Origin of the sequence: Paenibacillus sp. FSL H8-0034, assembly GCF_038000305.1 — a bacterium.
Taxonomy (GTDB): Bacteria; Bacillota; Bacilli; order Paenibacillales; family NBRC-103111; genus Paenibacillus_S.
Map to the genome: position 1 here is coordinate 6,486,030 of NZ_JBBOBS010000001.1, position 17,665 is coordinate 6,503,694.

Here is a 17,665-nt window from a genome sequence, read left to right on the forward strand (position 1 = left end):
CATCATAGCCTGACGGAACAGTCTTTCTGCTTGACTTCAGGCCGTATGGCAGCCTTAAAATCGTAATATGAACCGGCGTTATGAGCTGGATGATTTCGAGGCTTCCAGCACTTCAGCCAGGCGCGTTAAATCGGCACCAAACACGGCTTGATATTGGCCGTCACCACCAATTTCCGTTACAGGGATACGGCGGATATTGTACTTGGCTTCGAGCACATCCCTTAGGATATCATGTCCTTCCACATCGATGGACTCATACTCGTATTGGTTTGCTTTCAAATAATTCCTGACCTGATCGCAATAAGGGCATTCCTGCTTGCTCCATAAAACGATTTTCGGCTGTGCTGACATATTTAATTGCCTCCTGTACCTAATGTTGTCATGTTATTACAAAATAATTATTCAGACCAATCCAGCAGCTTATCAGCAGTCCGCAGAAATACCTGCACACCCATAGCCAAGGCATCCTCGTCTACAGTGAATCTTGGGTGGTGGTGAGGGTAGACGATGCCTTTGTCTTTATTCTCGGCCCCGATATTGAAGAACACGCCTGGCGTTACCTGCTGGTAAGCAGAGAAATCCTCCCCTCCCATGCTCGGCGGAATATGCACAACAGCTTCCCGTCCAAATAAATCAACGGCTGCCTGTTCGACAACACGCGTAATTTCCTGCTCGTTCAGCACTGGACTATAGCCATATTCATACTCCAGCACGTATTCAGCTCCATGCGCCTCGGTAATCCCACGTAGAATCCTGTGAAAATGCTTGGGAGCCGCACTGCGTATATGGGGATCGAAGCTCCGTACCGTACCTCCGAGCTTGACCGTCCCCGGAATTACATTATTGGCTGAGCCGCCGATAAACTGCGTTACGGAGACGACAAGCTGCTCCATAGGATCGATATTGCGGGAAACGATATGCTGCAGGTTGATAACAGCCTGGGCTCCGATGATAATCGGATCGACCGTCAAATGAGGAGCAGCCGCATGTCCGCCTTTTCCGCGAATCGTGATGGTGAAATTATCGGGTGAAGCCATCATCGCACCATATGCGATACCGATCCGGCCGAGCGCAAGCTTGGAACTGAGATGGCTGCCAACAACGAAGTCCACCCCGTCCATCACTCCCGCATCCACCATTTCCTGTGCTCCGCCAGGCGGCATTTCTTCAGCATGCTGAAATATGAATCGGATTTCTCCACTCAGCTGCTCTCGCCTCGAAGTCAATAGCTTGGCGACGCCCAGTACCATAGCCGTATGGCCGTCATGGCCACAGGCATGCATGACACCTGGAACGGCGGATGCGAATTCCAGCTCATTCTCCTCCTGGATCGGCAGCGCATCCATATCGGCGCGAATTGCCAGCACCTTGCCGGGACGCGGCCCGATCAGCCTCGCCAGTACGCTGGTCGGTGTTGGACGGCTGATTTCGAGTCCGCCAAAACCTCGAAGTGTTTCCTCAACGAATTCGGCCGTCTTGAATTCCTGAAATGAGAGCTCCGGATTCCGGTGCAAATGCCGCCGCCATTCAATCACCTGTGCCTTGAAAGCTTCAGGCAGCTCATAGCCCGCTTGCAAAGTCGTACTCATCGCAGCTAACCCCCTTATTCCACATCATCGATGTGAATCTGTTTTCTGGTTTTGCATAACGCAATAATAATTCATCCAATCCGATATGTATAATTGGAAAAACTAATCGTTCTGTTTATAAAATATAAACTGACCGATTATCCATTCTTTTAACAGAAAGCCTCAGTCAATTTATAATTACTAAATTCGCTGTTTGCTTTTTTCAATTTTACAAATCATGACCTATGTTTTATGCTTTTGATACGATATTATTTATTATTCCAATCGGTTAACTCTATTTAAATACAATGGATAAAGGTGGAATCCCCATGAAGCAAATTCATCTCGGTGTTTTTGAAGTTAACGGCATCAATCATTTGACCCAAGGCATCTGGACACATCCCAATCAAAATCGGGTGAACTACAAGGACATCAACTACTGGATCGAGATTGCGCAAATTTTGGAACGAGGTAAATTTGATTTTATGTTTTTCGCCGATTCGTACGGCTATCCGAAGCAAAAAGAGGAGCTGGCATTCCGCGAAGCTTCCGGCTCCCCCTCCAACGATCCTATGCTGATCATCCCGGCTTTGGCTGTTTCTACCCAGCATATTGCGTTTACGATGACGACCTCGACAACCTATGAGGCGCCTTATGCCAATGCACGCCGCTTCTCTACGCTGGATCATGTAACCAAGGGAAGAATTGGCTGGAATGTGGTAACGACCAGCAGTAAAGCGGCTGCCGATTTGTTCGGACGTGATGTATTTGTTCCCCATGATGAACGGTATGATATCGCCGATGAGTATCTGGAGCTGAGCTACAAGCTGTGGGAAGGCAGCTGGGACGATGATGCTGTACGTATGGACAGGGAAAACCGCGTCTACACCGACCCTGCGAAGGTTCACAAAATCGTCCACGACGGCAAATATTTCAAATTGACCGGCTATCACGGCACAGAGCCGTCGGTACAACGTACCCCGGTCTTATTTCAGGCTGGTAGCTCTGCCCGCGGACGAGCCTTTGCCGCCCGGCACGCCGAGGGCGTTTTCCTTAAAGCACCGACAACACAGGTGCTGCGCGATCAAGTCAAGGATATTCGCAATATTGCCCAATCGTATGGCAGAGATCCAAGCTTCATTAAAGTGTTTACCGGACTCTCAGCGATCGTCGGCCGTACAGAGGAAGAAGCGCAGCGCAAATATAAGGAATACGAGCATTACAAAAGCAAGGAAGCGACACTGCTCAGCTACCAGAGCGTAACGGGGATCGATTTGACGCAGTTGGACCCGCAGTCATTTTTTGAAAATATCCATACCGAGCAGGGACAAACCCATACCGATCGCTTTACCAAGCACAGCCAAAGCCGCAAAACGGTTCAGGATGTGATCGACGATTTTTCTGCCAAAGGGTTTCGCGGGCTAACGGTCATCGGCACACCGGATAAAATAGCCGATCAAATCGAGCGTTGGGTGGAAGAAACCGATGTTGACGGGTTCAATCTCGAGCCTTATATACTGCCTGACTCTTATCTCGACTTCGTCGATTTGGTTGTGCCTATTTTGCAGGAAAGAGGAATTTTCAAAAAGGAGTACGCACCGGGCACGTTCCGTGAGCGTTTGTTTGGCCAAGGCGTAGCCAAGCTGCCTCATCATCATCCAGGCGCGGTCTATCGTGACGTCAGCCGCTTGAGTTAATGCTCTTGGGTCGATAAAATCAATAAATGTACCCGGAGGGAAGTCATATGTTCAGCTTTGATGATCACGCCAGCCGTGTCGAACTGTTCGAATATACGAACGAGCAGTACGATCACGTTCAGCGAATACGCAGAATCGGGCGCACACAGATTGGACCTGCAGCACGACAAACCGATCGTGACGGAACTTTTCCGGCTGTTGGTATCCATGCACTTAGGCAAGCCGGTTTAACAGGCTTGTGCGTACCCAAAGCCTCAGGCGGCTCAGGGGCAGGCATATACGGTGACACCTTGATGCTCACACTCGCATTAATGGAAATCGCTTCCTGGTGCTCATCGACCTCGCAGGTGTTTACGCTGCATCATACGGGTGTGCAGCTCGTTCATGCCATGGGCAATGAGGCACAGCAGAAATACTTTTTCCAGGAGGCGTTGGATGGCCATTTGTTTGCCAGCTTCGGCAGTGAGGCCGGACCGAATCGCTTTCAGCTTGACAGCACGCTTCGACAAGCCGACGACAGCAGCGGCTATCGACTCACCGGCAGCAAGCAGTTCGCCACCTCGTCTACCGGCTCCAAGTGGGCATTTTGGCGCTCGGTGTCCGGGGATGTGGAAGGCACACAGGATGACCGTTATGTGATGCCCATTGTTCGGTTGTCCGCACCCGGCGTTACGATCACCGATGATTGGAACGGGATCGGACAACGAGGTACGGGCAGCGGACATGTGACGGCAGACAACGTATGGATTCCGAACGAGCATTTATTCGGGAAGCCCGGCAGCTATCGGGAATGCGCCGATTATTTCGCGGCCCAGTTCCAGATCAACTTCGCAGCCCAGTTCGTCGGCATGGCTCAGGGCGCTTATCGTGACGCGTTGAATTACGTTAAAGAACGCGCTCGTCCTTGGGGCGAACAGGCCCATGCTTCTGAAGATCCTTATATTCAGCTGCGCGTAGCTGATATGGCGACCAAGCTCGCCTCTGCACAGCAATCGGTCATTCGCGCCGCTCGGTTGCTGCAGGCATATATGACGTATCCCGACCTGCGCAGCAGCATTCATATTGCCGCTTCCCATGCCAAGATTACGGCAACCGAGGTCTCGCTAGATGTAACGAATTCTATTTTTCAGGTTATGGGAGCTTCCTCGGCAACGCAAAAATACGGTTTCGATCTTTATTACCGCAACGCCAGAACGCTAACCCTGCATGATCCGGTCGATCGCAGACGGGAAGCTGTAGGCAAATACGAGCTAGGCTTGGCAGAGCCTGTCCCCCTTCCAGGAAAAGCTCGCTAATATACAAAAAAGTTACCCTCATTCTTCGGAATTGAGGGTAGCTGGCATTTCCGTTATTGATCGGGGAAAGGAACTAGGTGCTTGTGTGACCTACAGTTTTACGGCTAGTGATAAGCAGTTGTACTCCGATCATCGCAACAATAATTACAAGCATGGCGAGAAGGACGCTTTCGTTGTAATATCATCTTGGGTGTGGATAGCAGGACGGAAAAGGATGAATATCCTGAACCTGTGCAAAAGTATAGTGCATGGTTGCAAATTGGGAGTGGTACAAATATTGAAGTACAAAAATTTGGCCATTATGCATTCCGCATAAAATGCCGGAAATCCCTTGGCCAGTCGCTAAGGAAACGCCTACCGGTCGGCCGATCAAAGACATGGCTTTCTGCTGCCAGGGCACTGGTGATCCCTCCTCGAATCAGCATATGAGAAATCCGCCCTGAGTATTACCGGTGTCCTGGGAATACAAAGCCTTAAATGTCAATCGAACTATCCTGCCCTCTCATGATCCCGACTCCGTGACGCGCTAGCACTTCCTTTACGTCTTCGCTGCCTGACGCTTCGTTGGGCAAGGGAACGCCGGCTTGAAGGAGTTGCTCCGCCACCGCCGAATAATCCCCAGCCTGATCTCGAAAGTGAACGGATCCCCACATGCAGCTGTCCAATGCATTGCCTCCGTAACCGTGGGTTAGATGAGCAGATGCGCCGTACGCAAGCAGCAACTGTACCGCTTCGCCGTTTCCTCGCATAGCCGCGTTATGAAGCGCCGTAAAATCCTTGTCATCGCGGCGGGAATCGGCAGGGAACCCGGCTTCGAGCATCGTACGAACAGCTTGAACCTCATTGTTCCATGTGGCATCGGCAATTAAGCTTAGATCCTCGGGCGAGAGCGATTGTACCAGATTTGAATCCTGCTTAAGCAGAGTTTGCACAGCCGCGGGCTCGCCCTGCATGCAGGCAAGTAACAGCCGCTGATTTGATGGACTATGCTTCGCGATCAGATCCACGATCTCGGGGTGATTGCAGCGCGCCGCAAGATAGAACGGTCGCGTTTTTGCGCCTATTTTGTACGTGTAGATGTGTCCTCCATTTGATTCGCCGGAAGTGAAACTACCTCGTCCGACTTGAGCTTGAAGGCACTCGGGGTCAGCACGAATGAAAGAGCGGACCAGCTCCGGATCTCCGATATGGATCGCTATAAAAATATCTGCTGTCGAGCCACGATCAATGAGAAACCTGCATTTTGCCGTGTTATCGATCGCCCATTGAGCTGGCGTGCTGCCATGATCGATATCGCGCTTATCGATATCGGCGCCGTGAGCGAGCAGAAAATCAATGATTTCAGGCTCAGTGGCATAATGGAGCGGAACCTGCCCATCGGGTCCGCGCTGATTAACGGCGGCGGCATTCATCTTGACCATTTCTTTCACAGTATCCAACATGCCCAGCGCTGCGGCCGCATGTATATCAACGGGAGCTCCTCGTTCAATCAAGTATCGGGAAAGCTCATGATGTTCATGATGTAAAACCCCGAATCCTCCAGCCCACCAGCTGCTTTTTGCATGCAAATCAGCGCCGTGAGCAAGCAATACGTCCACGGTTTCACGGCTCCCGTTTGCCGCTGCGGCGACGATTGCAGGCGTATTAAAGGCAAACCACGGCTCGTTAATTTGCTGGACGAGAAAGGGATGCTCGTTTAGGCATCGGCTCGTCGCGACCGTTTCATTGCTCATGACCGCCTGTTTGAACTGTTCAACGACCATCTGCTCGTTCATGTCTTTAGCCTCCAATCAAATTTCGTATAGGCTCCCCTGCACCGCCTATCTATATGATCTTAAGCATGTCTTGCGGTTTAACAAACTTATATTTTGCAGGTATATGCTCATGATTCTTGCATCCCCATAAAGCTAAACCAAAATCAATACCGGCATCGAGAGCACATTTATAATCATAAATGGTGTCTCCAACATAAATTGAAGTCTCATGATTAGCGTTTGAAATCTCTAAAAATTTTAGTAATGGATCTAAATTAGGCTTATGTTTTGCAGTATCATCTGCACAAACAACATGTGATAAATATTTCATCAGATCAAACGGGACAAAATCGTTTTGTAGTTCAATCGTTGTTTTCGAAGTCACAATCCCCTGTTGTATACCTTTATTACCGAGCGAGTTCATTAAATCAATAATACCATCGAATATAGTAACTGTATGGAAGAAGTCCTTCATGAAATAATTCCATCTCTCATTTGCTTCAGCAATATCAGTAATTCCGAGTTGAGGTAATGCGATAGCGCCTGGGATTCCTAGTACAAATTTGAGCTCTGATGGGTCAATATCTTTGTTATAATCTATGCTTAACAATTTCTGAAGCGAAGCTAAGACCGCCTTTTCAGTGTCAATCAATGTACCATCAACATCAAATATTACAGTGTTATATTGAGGCATTACCAACACTCCTCTTCATTTACGTGTAGAAACCAAAACTGATCTATTCTTTGTTCACGACTTTAATCTCTATGCCATTTTTCGAAATAACTTTATTAAGATTATCTGGTAGCGATTTGTCCGTAATTATTGTATGAATTGAACTATAGGGCAGCCCTTTATATTTATGATGCTTATTAAACTTCGTGTAATCAGCCAATAAAATGACGTGATCCGCATTCTTTATCAACTCTCGCTTAAAGTAAATATCTTCTTCAAAACCATAATAAATGCCGTCTTCCGTAATTCCGGCAGTCCCAATGAACACTTTATTAAAGTTAAAGTCACTTAGCTTCTCAATAGCAGAGTAGCCTGAAATATGTCGTGATGATTTGTTTACTATGCCGCCTAAAATATGAATGGTTGCTTTATCTGATTGGACCAGTTCGTACACACAATCAATCGAATTAGTAACAACTGTAACTTCTTTTGATTCCAAGTATTGAGGTATAAAGTTTACCGTCGTAGAAATGTCCAAATATACCAAATCCGAGTCATTTATCATATTTGCAGCAGCTTTACCAAGTAAATTTTTTGAAAATGGCTCGATTTGAAGTCGTTCCTGATAATCCTCAATTTGCTTGTGAAAAGAAGGTAGTGCAATTCCACCGTAGGTCCTGGTTGCTAAATTTTGATTAGTCAGATTTACAATATCTCGTCTGGCTGTATCCCGAGAAACGTTGAACTTCTCACATATTTGTTTAATATTAATCGTTTTATGCAGTTCTAAATAATTTAAGATACTTATTAATCGTTCCTCTTGGTTCATAAATTCCCTCCTTAACATAAATATAAGTTAGTTTAAGCGATAACTCAACAATTATTACTTAAACTAACTTAATTCTTTCATATGCAGCACCGGTTGGTAAACGTATAATGCTAACAACAGTATGTCAGTGATATAATAATGAGCAGTGATACGAAATGGACTAACAGGCGGGGATACACATGAAATTGGAGCGATTGATCTCCATAATCTATAAGCTGCTGAATCACGAAGTTTTGTCTGCCTCCATGCTGGCCGAAGAGTTTCAAGTTTCCCAAAGAACCATCTATCGGGATATCGATGTGATCTGTGCAGCGGGCTTCCCCGTCATATCGTATCAGGGAATTAAAGGCGGTTATGGCATGATGGACGGTTACAAAATGGACAAAAGTTTGCTCGGTTCTTACGATGTCGATTCCCTGATCACCGTGCTTAGCAGCCTCTCCACCGTGTTTAAAGACGTGCGTGCCCAGGGGACCATTGAACGACTACAAACGATCGGACCCGAGCATCAGACCTCTAGTCTATCTGTGGACTTTGAAACTCGCCGGACGGAGCCTGATGCGCTTCGTCATTTACGAACGGGCATTACGGAGCGAAAAATCGTTCGGTTTGATTATATCAATGCAAATAATGAACGTACGACCCGTGATATAGAACCGACGTGGCTTCATTTCAAATATCGCAATTGGTATGTTTATGGGTTTTGCCGATCACGACGTGATTATCGGGAGTTTCGACTATCCCGGATGATGAATTTGTTCTTGACACAGGAAGACTTTCAGCCGCATCACGTGGTACCGAAGGAGGCTGTTTCCTCAAACCAGGAATGGTACGATCAGTTGAAAGATGTGGTAATTCGAGTGGGGCCGAAGGCTTTGTCGGAAGCATTGGATCAGTTTCACCAGGCAGATAAGCAATTTCATGACGATGGAAGTATGACGATACGAATTCCTGTTTATAAACCACTAGAAGCACGCTGGCTTTGGTCAATTCTTCTCAGTTTTGGCAGCGGCGCCGAAGTCCTCGAGCCCTTGGCACTACGAGGGGTCTTAAAAGAACAGCTTCAAAATACACTCCAACTTTATGAAGAAGTATGACAGACTGTTGTCATACTTCTTTGTTTATGATAGCAACAGAAACAAAATCAAATTCATAACCATTACAAGTCAAAAGGAGACTTTACCAATGTCGAAACATCCTGAACAAATGTTTGAATACCACACATGGGCCACCCAAACTATCCTGGGAAGAATCAAGGAGCTCCCGTCCTCTGTACTGAGTCAAGAAGTAAACAGCTCGTTTCCCACCATCGGTGAAGCGTTCGCGCATATCTATGCGCTTGACAAGTGTTGGCTTCAGGTTCTGAGTGGTACCAGTATGCCCAAGGCGCTGGAGGCGTGCCTTCCACTTCAACAAGAAACCCTTCGGTCCTCTGTAGATGAATTTGCGATTGCCTTTAGTGAGTTAGCGGAACAATACAGAGCATGGTTCCGAAGCCAGGACGACTTGGAGCAAACCATTGTGCTCGAGAACCCGTACGCCCGTACGCGCATCACTCGATTATCAGAAATTGTGCTGCAAGTGGTTAACCACGGCAGTTACCACCGCGGCAATGTTTCTGCAATGCTGCGTCAGTTGGGCTACGCATCTACCATGAACGACTATTCACTTTTTTGGTACCAGGGGCCTGCGGAATCCATTTCCTCCATATGATGAGTTGATACCAACTGAGAACAGAGAATTAAGTCTCCTTTGCTATTACTCTCCATATGTTAGAAAGGAGATTGTATTTTATATATGGAAATTGAAAATCTAAGTACAGTACAATCGAGAGAAGATTTGAGGATTTGGCTGCAGGAAAATGGTAAGACTGAAAAATCTTGTTGGGTAGTAGTTAGTATGACGCCAAACCCGGATACGTTGCTATATTTGGATGCAGTCGAGGAATCTTTGTGCTTTGGATGGATTGATGGAGTCAAAAAGAAAATAGCTGAAAATGGGCTGGTGCAGAGACTGTCTCCAAGAATCCAAAGAAGTTCTTGGACTGAATTGAATAAAGAACGTGTCCGCCGGCTCGAAAAGCTGGGGTTAATGAGAGATGAAGGAAGAAACGTACTTCCTGATATGAATCACGATTCTTTTAAAATAGATAGGGTTATCGAGCAAAGGTTAAAAGAGGAACGGGATGTATATGAAAATTTCTTGGCATTTCCAGCTCTTTATAAAAGAGTTCGGATCGACACGATACAAAGCAATAAAAATCAGCCCGAATTATTTAAGAGTCGATTAGACAAATTTATAACAAACACTAAAGACAATACATTGTACGGTCAATGGCATGATAATGGACGCCTTCTAGATTATTAAGATGCGCTGCTTGTCCTAACTGCGGTCACAAAAATACGAACAGGGCTGTGGAAAACGGATTTATTGCGAATTGTTCTTGCACAGCCGCCGCCAGTCCATCAATGGATTATCGAAGTGGTCAGACGATGAAAGCCTGGCGTGCAGAGCCGCTCTATTGGTTCTCACGCCATTCCGTCGTCTTGATGGTTGTGCCGAGTGTAGTTAATCGATACAGACCAATAACAACTGGATTAGCCTGCACCAATCCTTCACGCAAAAGGTCTTTGAGTGACTGATTTACGTCGGATAGATTACTCGATGCTTTCGGAAGCTGACCAGCGATCTGCGCCGGTGTCTGCCATTCAGTGGTCAATGCCAATAATACCGATTGTTGCAGTGGAGTCATGCTCATGCTTTCTTCCTCCTTTTTTACTAATAAACTCCCTCAATGGAGAATCACTTTTGTTTGTTTCCTTTAAAGTTAAACTGAATAAAACCATAATCGGTTAAGGCTCCAAAGTACAAAGCCAGAACGTCGAAGAAAAAGAAATAAGGATACCGTTCACAAAACCTCGTCCAATATTTACATTGTAAATCATACGATCAAAATTTTCCAATAAATAACTACCTGTCCCAAACCATACAAAAAGCCTCCTCTAAATCCATAATGATCCTGGGATTGGAGGCGGCTTTTTATATTTTAATACGTTGTTTGATCAAGGCCAGAGATTCCTACTGTCTCGACAATTTCGGGATTTGCTTCTCTACCCGTAACTCTTTGTTTTAGAAGTTTTCTCGGCAAATTTATTGAAATAATTTTGGGTACAAAGAAGAAATTTCTCCAGAGAGTCCCTCTTTCACTTTTTTACTTACATCATCAGCAATAATTTCATATAAATCCAACTCAACTCCATCTATTGCGATTTTCGCAATATCCTTTGGATCTGCCTTCGGTGCTTTGACGTTGGCTGTCATGTCCGTATCCATGAAAGCAACGTGAAGTCCCGCAACTCTAATATTATTTAAGGCTAAACTTAAACGTAATGCATTTGTCATTCCCCACTCGGCTGATTTAGCAGCAGAATAAGCTCCTTCATTGCCAATACTGAACCAAGATAATACAGATAAAATGTTTAGTATCGTCCCCCCTCCATTGTTTTCAATTATCGGTGCGAAGGCACGAATCATAGATAATGTGCCAAAAACATGCGTGTTGAATTCCAAGTTTATATCGTCAAACTTACCAGTCAAAAGGTCAGCTCCTGTGGATGTACCGGCATTATTGATCAGAAGGGTTACATCGCCAGCGGCCGCAGCAGCGGCTGCCACAGATTCGGGATCTGTAATATCGAGTTGAAGCGGCACAGCGCCTGGCAAATCAATTGAAGCTGGATTCCTAGCTCCAGCATATACTTTAGCTCCTCTTTTAAGAAGCTCTTGGGCCAAATTCTTGCCAAGACCTCGGTTAGAACCACTGATAATTGCAACTTGTTTAGAAATATCCATGTCACTACTCCTTTTTTGTTTGTTCTTTAGTGTACTCAATTATTGTTTTTTATCGTCACCAGCTTATTCAAGCTTGTCTCAATCCTTTTGAGAACTATCGTTCTCAAAAAGGCAAAAAAAATTATCCAGTACTAACAGCAATCTTGCCTTCTAGTAATTTGGTCATGAGTTGTTGCTCCCCCGAATTGAATTTTGAATGATGCTAGATCCCCCTGCTACTGCGAATGATTACAATGGCAATGTCATCCCAGCTGAATCAACATGTGTATATGCACAGTTTGAAGTAAATAAATCATCGGGAGACGTTTCACAGTGCTCCCGTGATCCTCAACAAGTCGTTTCGAAGAGCGCGTGCGTGCTCATAACCAATTTCAGTTTCATATTCATGTTGCGCTGCTTCCCATAAAGGCATTGCTTCTTCGATTTTAAGGCATCCGCTTGGCGACAGAGAGAGCAAGTGCCGACGCGGCTCGTTGAGATGACGAGTGGTCAATACATAGCCTTGAATTTGTAAAGGCTTCAAGGCCCGCACTAAAGTTGTACGATCCATCAGCAGCATCTCAGCCAGCTCATTCATTGTCAGTTCCTGATGGCGCTCAATGAAGTTTAGTATCGCTAATTGAGTCGAAGTTATTCCAGACGGTTCAAGATGACGTTCATACAGTTTTGTTACGTACCGGGTCATTTGCCGCGCGACTAAACAGTGACAGGATAAAGGTCCAAGATCATTCATGTATTCAATATATATGTGTATATGCACAAAAGCAAGCTTTTTATGATATACAATTTTTTCGCTCTAATAATAAGCTTCCTTCATAGTTATAATTGTGGTGAAAAGAATATTACAATGACTAATTTGGCCAAGGTCGCCGAGGTGCGTGATATGAAAGTATTTATCAAAAAATAGCAAGCTGAAATAATGATGTTTATGGAATGATTTCGTCTTTTCTCTTATGAATAAACTCGAGTGCAGATTGATTTTCTATAATCGTTCCCTGCTCCATCTTAATGAAACGATCGGCGACTTTTCTAGCCAGGCTCAAGTTATGCGTAATAAAAATAAGTGAAAAGCCTTTTTCGTTCTGCAACTGCTTCAATAAACGCATCACATTGGCCTGTGTCGAAGGGTCAAGCATCGTGTGAATTTCATCGGCAATTAACAGCTTTGGTTGCAAAATCAGGGATCTCGCTATGGCGACGCGCTGGAGCTGTCCTCCGCTCAATTCGCTGCATTTTTGCTCAAGAAAGCCATCATGGTTCGGCAACTGCACCTGTTGCAGCAAATGCTTCACTTGCTCTAAACGGTTTGCCTGAGATCCTTGTTTGAGCACATCCAGCGGTTCCTGAATGGCCTGCTTGACCCTAAAGTAAGGACTGATTGCTGAATAGGGATCCTGCAACACCATCTGGATACCGTGCATTTTTGCTGAAGCCTGCTGCATTTTTACAGGTTCATTTTCAAAAAGAATTTCGCCGCAATCCGGGAGTAATAATCCTGCCAACATCAGGCCAAGCGTCGATTTACCGGAACCGGACTGACCGATTAGCGCCACAGCTTCACCCGCACGGATTGAAATCGAGCAGCTGTGGCAAGCAGGGCGCTTCCCAAACATTTTGCTTACTTTGTTTGCCTGCAGCAACGTTACAATACCACCGCGTAAACAGGAGACACGTTGATTATCCTCACCGCAATCTTGCAGTTCAGGACGTTCTGTTGCACAACGTTCGATCGCTTGCGTGCAGCGATTGTAAAACGTACAGCCACCATGGTCAGAGGGCGGACGCAGCGATGGAATGCCCCATAAGTCAAGATAGGGATTCAGTTCCGGAGAAGACTGGATTAGCCCCAGGGTATAAGGATGTTGTGGTTTTCGCAACAAATCGCTTGTATGCCCCTCTTCCATCACCTGACCCTGATCAAGCACGATTAACTTGTCTGTCAGACTTTGAATGACTGGGAATTCATGCGAAATGACCAAAAGTGCAAATCTGAATTGTCGCTGCAGCGTATCGATCAAGGTTATGATCTCTTGCTTAAGCTGCGTATCCATAGCGGTTGTAGGTTCATCGAGAATCACCAACTGCGGTTCGCAGGCCAGCGCCATAGCGAGCAAAAAACGCTGCCGCATGCCACCGGAAAGCTGATGTGGATACATGCCCATAATGTCCTCTTCTAGTTGGACCAACCGTATGTAATCGGCCGCTACGGCATACGCTGCTTTCTTATCCATGCTCTTGTGCTTGATCAAAGGCTCTACGATTTGTTGCGATAACGTTAAAACAGGATTTAAAACGTGCAGTCCATTTTGAAACATGAGTGCAGCCTGATTCCAGCGAATGCGATTGCGCTCGGATTCTTTTAACGCCAAAAAAGAAACCCCATCATAGCAAATGTCACCGCTGTAGATATGTTCATCTCGGATCAAACCCATCAATGCTCGGGCGACTGTCGTTTTTCCACTGCCGGATTCCCCGATTAGACCAAGTCGCTCACCGGCGCGAAGCGTGAAGGACAGATCGTAAATCGCCCTTTGCCGATCAGCTTGGGACGGGTAAGCGATTTTCAAATGTTGAACGGCGACTGAAAACATCATGGCCTCCTTATTCGCGGACCAAGTCCGACTTTTTCTCCAGCTCCCGGGTCAGGAGAGCAAGAGAGAGTACAAACAATAGCAGAGCAGCCAAAGGCGAAATCACCCACCACTTCCAAAACGGCGTATAATAGATGCTTTTAAATTGCACTGCATGATGCAAAATCAATCCCCAGCTTCTGGATAGCGGATCACCCAAACCGAGATAGGACAAGCTGGCTTCAGCAATCACAGCGTGATTCACCAAGCGAATGCAGCTTACCAACATTAAAGGCGTCAGTGACGGTAGAAAATGATGTGTAATGATATGCCACAATGAAGCACCATAGCTGCGGGACAACCACACATAAGGCTCTTCCTTGAGTGCGAGAGCTTTAGCTCGAATCAGACGAGCCGGTGTCATCCACGTAAAGAGTGATAGAATCAACAAAATATTGAATAGGCTGGGACCAAAAAAAGCGCCGCATACAATCATTATCGGCAAGGAAGGCAATGCCAGCGCAGCGTCAGCCAGCCTCATTATAAGCCGATCCAGCCAGCCGCCCTTATACCCTGACAGCATGCCAAGCAGTGCTCCACCAAGACCGGCCAGGCATGCTGTGCCCAGTCCGATAAGCAGACTGGTTCGTGTGCCTTGAACCAATTGGGCCCACAAATCTATTCCTAAATCGTCGCTGCCCAGCCAATGCGTTCTGTCAGGCGGCTGGAGGGCTCTCGTGGAGGGCTCATATGTGGAATGCAGGGACAATAGGTTGGCGAAAACAGCAACGAAAATATACAAGAGGAACACAACCAACGCCAGCTTACCGCTCATCGATAGGCGGCTTAAAAACCTGAGGATGCTCATGGGGCGCTCACTCTCGGATCCAGTTTTCTTAGAACAAAATCTGCGAACGCATTCGTCGACAGCACCAGCAACGAAAACATCAGAAAAATCCCTTGAATAACCGGATAGTCGCGCAGCATGACCGCTTCTTGCATAAACAGGCCAATACCGGGATAGCGAAAAACATTCTCAACCAAAATAGCACCGCCTAGCGCGGTACCCAAGCTGAGAAAAACTCGGGTTACGATAGGCGGAAGCGCGTTGCGAAAGGCATGGCGGAATATAAGAGTCGAAGGGTTTAACCCCTTTGCTCTTGCGGTTGTTAAGTAAACTTTATCCAGCACTGACAGCATGCTGCTACGCGAATATAGATAGGATGCGCCGACGCTGGAAAAAGACAACGTCAAAACTGGAAGCGCTGCATGATGCACCCGGTCTGCCGCAAGCTCTACCCAACTCGAAAATGAATGGTAATGACTTTTTCCGCCTGAAAACGGAAACCAGTCCAAGGTGGCAGACAACCAGAAGAGGAGGAGGACGCCAAATATAAAACCGGGAATTTCGGCTAACAGGACAAACAGGACATACATGGACTGATCCATTGCTTTTCTATGCTGCCAGGCCGACAGACAGCCCAAGACGGAACCGATAACCGTACTGATCACAAGCGCTGCAGCTACCATCGATAGCGTCCAGCCAATTCGATCCATGATCATCGGCAGCACGGCTTTCTTATAATATAGACTGTATCCCCAATCACCATGAAAAAGGCCGCCGATGTAGGTCGCAAATTGGATTGGAAGCGGCTTGTCAAGCCCGTAGAACGCATAGTAGAGTGACAGTTGTTCTTCCGTATAGGAAACCGAGGTAGAGCCGTCCTCCGTATTGAGCATTAGAAACGGATCCCCTGGCATTAACCGTGGGATCGCAAAATTGATCATCACCAGAAGCAGCAAGGCCAATAAAAAATGCAGCACTTTTTTGATAAATCGCGAAGATACGAACATCGCTCCACTACTTTCTGGTTAAATAAGTCAGCTTGCTGTGTTGGGCGTAATGGTGATCATACATGTACATCCAGCCGTCAAATTTGTTCGGACGAAACACAAAATACGATTTCTGGTTAAACAACGTGAGTGCAGGAACTTCTTCCGCAATCTGTTCTTGCAGTTGGTTGATGATTTCATGACGCTTGTTCTCATCTGGCTCCACCATTTGCTTGGCCGCCAGTTGATTGATTGCTTCATTCTTGTAACCGATCGTTTCTGAAGAGCCTTGACCGTTTGGATTCGTAGCAAAGGTCATGCGCAACAGATCCGGGTCCCCTCCCCAGCCGCCTGTCACACTCAAGATCAACTCATAGTTTCCACTACGAGCCATTTCATCGTTTGTTTTCGTATCATACGTTTGAACGTTGAGCACAATCCCGGCTTTTTTCAGACTGATTTTGATCAGTTCGGCGGTCCGCACAGTTTGTTCCGTATTCGGAATGTTCAGTTTAAATGTAAGCTCCTTACCGTTAAGCAGCTGCTTCGCTTTGGCCGGATCAAACGGATAGGGTTTGATCTTGTTGTTGTAGTAAGGATGTTCTTGAGGCAAATATCCGGCGCTTCCCGGTATTCCCGCACCCCGAAGCACTTTCTCCACCAATTCCGCCTGATCAATCGCATAGGCAAATGCCTGGCGGACGGCTTTGTCCTTCAATTCAGGCCGCTTTTCCATATTAAAGTTAAGACGCACACCATGAAATGGCGGGTTTTGGATCACGCGATATTCCGGGTTATTTTGAAAGCGGGACAACACATCCGGAGTGATTTCTGCAATGTCTTGCTCCCCTTTTTCAAAAGCTAATACCGGTTCGCTGACCGGAACTTGTTCGATGACAGCAACACGAGGTTTTGGACCCCAATAAGGGTCAAACGCCTTGAAACGATATGTCCCTTGTCCGCCATTGTAATCATCAAGCGTGTAAGGGCCTGATCCTACAAGCGCTTTTGGATCCTTCAACGACACTGGATTTTCAACACCTTCCCAAATATGCTTCGGGATAATTTTCATCGAAAATCCAATTTTCTCCAAGTATGAGGCGTTCGGTTGCTTGACGGTAATTCGCACCTGGTTTTTTTCGACGATTTCTACTTTTTCCACAAACGTTTCTTTTCCTTCGACAAGCATATTGCGGACAGGGGGGTGTTTCAAATAATAATCATAGGAAAACTTGACATCTTCTGCCGTTAATACGGTGCCATCATGCCAGTGTACATTGTCACGGATCGTAAATAAATAGGATTTTCCGCCTTTTTCGATTTTCCAATCGGTGGCCAGCCACGGAATCAGACCCTTCTCGTCCTTTTCCAGAAGTCCGTCAAACAGCAAATACATATTGTACAAACCCGGACCTCGTGTGGAATGGGTAAACGGAGACGGGAGACCGTAGTCGCCGCCCGCCAACCGGATGACAAGCGGGGCAGCTTGGCTTACTGTATTCACGTCCGAGGCAGGCACTTTTTGGGAGCAGGCTGATAGTACAATAGCGAAGAAAAAGAGAACGATGATCTTAACGGATTTCAATTTGAATCC

Annotated in this window: 18 protein-coding genes; 5 read left to right on the forward strand and 13 right to left on the reverse strand. The window is 46.4% G+C overall.

The window, feature by feature from the left end; all coding sequences use genetic code 11:
• Positions 1–78: 78 nt before the first annotated feature.
• Both NST47_RS29100 and NST47_RS29105 read right to left on the reverse strand, forming a co-directional pair.
• A complete protein-coding gene (locus NST47_RS29100; protein ID WP_262685467.1) occupies positions 79–351 on the reverse strand; it encodes a glutaredoxin family protein in 273 nt (90 codons plus the stop codon).
• 47 nt (positions 352–398) lie between these two features.
• Complete coding sequence (locus NST47_RS29105; protein WP_341158254.1) at positions 399–1,589, reverse strand: M20 family metallopeptidase; 1,191 nt, start codon at positions 1,587–1,589, stop codon at positions 399–401.
• Positions 1,590–1,897: 308 nt separating this feature from the next.
• Here NST47_RS29105 and NST47_RS29110 point away from each other — a divergent pair, with 308 nt between their 5' ends.
• Positions 1,898–3,265 carry an LLM class flavin-dependent oxidoreductase gene (locus NST47_RS29110; RefSeq protein ID WP_341158255.1) on the forward strand — a complete coding sequence of 456 codons (1,368 nt, stop codon included), beginning with the start codon at positions 1,898–1,900 and terminating at the stop codon, positions 3,263–3,265.
• 47 nt (positions 3,266–3,312) lie between these two features.
• Positions 3,313–4,560, forward strand: coding sequence for an acyl-CoA dehydrogenase family protein (locus NST47_RS29115; RefSeq protein WP_341158256.1), 1,248 nt, complete (start codon positions 3,313–3,315; stop codon positions 4,558–4,560).
• A gap of 181 nt (positions 4,561–4,741) precedes the next feature.
• Here NST47_RS29115 and NST47_RS29120 read toward each other — a convergent pair whose 3' ends face one another.
• The 4 genes from NST47_RS29120 to NST47_RS29135 all read right to left on the reverse strand — a co-directional run bounded on the left by NST47_RS29120 (position 4,742) and on the right by NST47_RS29135 (position 7,816).
• Entirely contained in the window at positions 4,742–4,939 is a 198-nt protein-coding gene (locus NST47_RS29120) for a hypothetical protein (RefSeq protein WP_445667486.1), read from the reverse strand.
• A 94-nt stretch (positions 4,940–5,033) separates the two neighbouring features.
• Complete coding sequence (locus NST47_RS29125) at positions 5,034–6,335, reverse strand: ankyrin repeat domain-containing protein (RefSeq protein ID WP_341158258.1); 1,302 nt, start codon at positions 6,333–6,335, stop codon at positions 5,034–5,036.
• A gap of 49 nt (positions 6,336–6,384) precedes the next feature.
• Positions 6,385–7,008 (reverse strand): HAD family hydrolase, encoded by a 624-nt coding sequence (locus tag NST47_RS29130; RefSeq protein WP_341158259.1) that lies wholly within the window; start codon positions 7,006–7,008, stop codon positions 6,385–6,387.
• Between the two features lie 43 nt (positions 7,009–7,051).
• Entirely contained in the window at positions 7,052–7,816 is a 765-nt protein-coding gene (locus tag NST47_RS29135; protein ID WP_341158260.1) for a DeoR/GlpR family DNA-binding transcription regulator, read from the reverse strand.
• A 179-nt stretch (positions 7,817–7,995) separates the two neighbouring features.
• On the opposite strand from NST47_RS29135, the gene NST47_RS29140 reads away from it, so the two are divergent.
• From NST47_RS29140 to NST47_RS29150, 3 genes are all read left to right on the forward strand, one after another.
• A complete protein-coding gene (locus NST47_RS29140; protein ID WP_341158261.1) occupies positions 7,996–8,913 on the forward strand; it encodes a helix-turn-helix transcriptional regulator in 918 nt (305 codons plus the stop codon).
• 88 nt (positions 8,914–9,001) lie between these two features.
• Positions 9,002–9,529: a DinB family protein gene (locus tag NST47_RS29145; protein ID WP_341158262.1), complete on the forward strand. Its 528-nt coding sequence runs from the start codon at positions 9,002–9,004 to the stop codon at positions 9,527–9,529.
• Between the two features lie 84 nt (positions 9,530–9,613).
• Complete coding sequence (locus NST47_RS29150) at positions 9,614–10,183, forward strand: YdeI/OmpD-associated family protein (RefSeq protein ID WP_341158263.1); 570 nt, start codon at positions 9,614–9,616, stop codon at positions 10,181–10,183.
• A 151-nt stretch (positions 10,184–10,334) separates the two neighbouring features.
• Here the strand turns inward: NST47_RS29150 and NST47_RS29155 are convergent, their stop codons facing one another.
• The 7 genes from NST47_RS29155 to NST47_RS29185 all read right to left on the reverse strand — a co-directional run bounded on the left by NST47_RS29155 (position 10,335) and on the right by NST47_RS29185 (position 17,656).
• Complete coding sequence (locus NST47_RS29155) at positions 10,335–10,574, reverse strand: hypothetical protein (RefSeq protein WP_341158264.1); 240 nt, start codon at positions 10,572–10,574, stop codon at positions 10,335–10,337.
• A gap of 392 nt (positions 10,575–10,966) precedes the next feature.
• Positions 10,967–11,668 carry an SDR family oxidoreductase gene (locus NST47_RS29160; protein WP_341158265.1) on the reverse strand — a complete coding sequence of 234 codons (702 nt, stop codon included), beginning with the start codon at positions 11,666–11,668 and terminating at the stop codon, positions 10,967–10,969.
• A 307-nt stretch (positions 11,669–11,975) separates the two neighbouring features.
• A complete protein-coding gene (locus NST47_RS29165) occupies positions 11,976–12,401 on the reverse strand; it encodes a MarR family winged helix-turn-helix transcriptional regulator (RefSeq protein ID WP_076233764.1) in 426 nt (141 codons plus the stop codon).
• Positions 12,402–12,594: 193 nt separating this feature from the next.
• On the reverse strand, positions 12,595–14,235 hold the full coding sequence (locus tag NST47_RS29170; RefSeq protein WP_341158266.1) for an ABC transporter ATP-binding protein: 1,641 nt from the start codon (positions 14,233–14,235) through the stop codon (positions 12,595–12,597).
• A 34-nt stretch (positions 14,236–14,269) separates the two neighbouring features.
• Positions 14,270–15,106 (reverse strand): ABC transporter permease, encoded by an 837-nt coding sequence (locus NST47_RS29175; RefSeq protein WP_341158267.1) that lies wholly within the window; start codon positions 15,104–15,106, stop codon positions 14,270–14,272.
• Positions 15,103–16,092 carry an ABC transporter permease gene (locus tag NST47_RS29180; protein WP_341158268.1) on the reverse strand — a complete coding sequence of 330 codons (990 nt, stop codon included), beginning with the start codon at positions 16,090–16,092 and terminating at the stop codon, positions 15,103–15,105. The genes NST47_RS29175 and NST47_RS29180 overlap by 4 nt, the downstream gene beginning before the upstream one ends.
• 7 nt (positions 16,093–16,099) lie before the next feature.
• Positions 16,100–17,656, reverse strand: a complete 1,557-nt coding sequence (locus tag NST47_RS29185; protein WP_341158269.1) for an ABC transporter substrate-binding protein — start codon at positions 17,654–17,656, stop codon at positions 16,100–16,102.
• Positions 17,657–17,665 lie beyond the last annotated feature (9 nt).

What these genes read in the sequence shown, in the direction of transcription:
- NST47_RS29100 (WP_262685467.1), bottom strand. Translation starts at nt 351, where the DNA reads ATGTCAGCACAGCCGAAAATCGTTTTATGGAGCAAGCAGGAATGCCCT.
- NST47_RS29105 (WP_341158254.1), bottom strand. Translation starts at nt 1,589, where the DNA reads ATGAGTACGACTTTGCAAGCGGGCTATGAGCTGCCTGAAGCTTTCAAG.
- NST47_RS29110 (WP_341158255.1), top strand. Translation starts at nt 1,898, where the DNA reads ATGAAGCAAATTCATCTCGGTGTTTTTGAAGTTAACGGCATCAATCAT.
- NST47_RS29115 (WP_341158256.1), top strand. Translation starts at nt 3,313, where the DNA reads ATGTTCAGCTTTGATGATCACGCCAGCCGTGTCGAACTGTTCGAATAT.
- NST47_RS29120 (WP_445667486.1), bottom strand. Translation starts at nt 4,939, where the DNA reads ATGTCTTTGATCGGCCGACCGGTAGGCGTTTCCTTAGCGACTGGCCAA.
- NST47_RS29125 (WP_341158258.1), bottom strand. Translation starts at nt 6,335, where the DNA reads ATGAACGAGCAGATGGTCGTTGAACAGTTCAAACAGGCGGTCATGAGC.
- NST47_RS29130 (WP_341158259.1), bottom strand. Translation starts at nt 7,008, where the DNA reads ATGCCTCAATATAACACTGTAATATTTGATGTTGATGGTACATTGATT.
- NST47_RS29135 (WP_341158260.1), bottom strand. Translation starts at nt 7,816, where the DNA reads ATGAACCAAGAGGAACGATTAATAAGTATCTTAAATTATTTAGAACTG.
- NST47_RS29140 (WP_341158261.1), top strand. Translation starts at nt 7,996, where the DNA reads ATGAAATTGGAGCGATTGATCTCCATAATCTATAAGCTGCTGAATCAC.
- NST47_RS29145 (WP_341158262.1), top strand. Translation starts at nt 9,002, where the DNA reads ATGTCGAAACATCCTGAACAAATGTTTGAATACCACACATGGGCCACC.
- NST47_RS29150 (WP_341158263.1), top strand. Translation starts at nt 9,614, where the DNA reads ATGGAAATTGAAAATCTAAGTACAGTACAATCGAGAGAAGATTTGAGG.
- NST47_RS29155 (WP_341158264.1), bottom strand. Translation starts at nt 10,574, where the DNA reads ATGAGCATGACTCCACTGCAACAATCGGTATTATTGGCATTGACCACT.
- NST47_RS29160 (WP_341158265.1), bottom strand. Translation starts at nt 11,668, where the DNA reads ATGGATATTTCTAAACAAGTTGCAATTATCAGTGGTTCTAACCGAGGT.
- NST47_RS29165 (WP_076233764.1), bottom strand. Translation starts at nt 12,401, where the DNA reads ATGAATGATCTTGGACCTTTATCCTGTCACTGTTTAGTCGCGCGGCAA.
- NST47_RS29175 (WP_341158267.1), bottom strand. Translation starts at nt 15,106, where the DNA reads ATGAGCATCCTCAGGTTTTTAAGCCGCCTATCGATGAGCGGTAAGCTG.
- NST47_RS29180 (WP_341158268.1), bottom strand. Translation starts at nt 16,092, where the DNA reads ATGTTCGTATCTTCGCGATTTATCAAAAAAGTGCTGCATTTTTTATTG.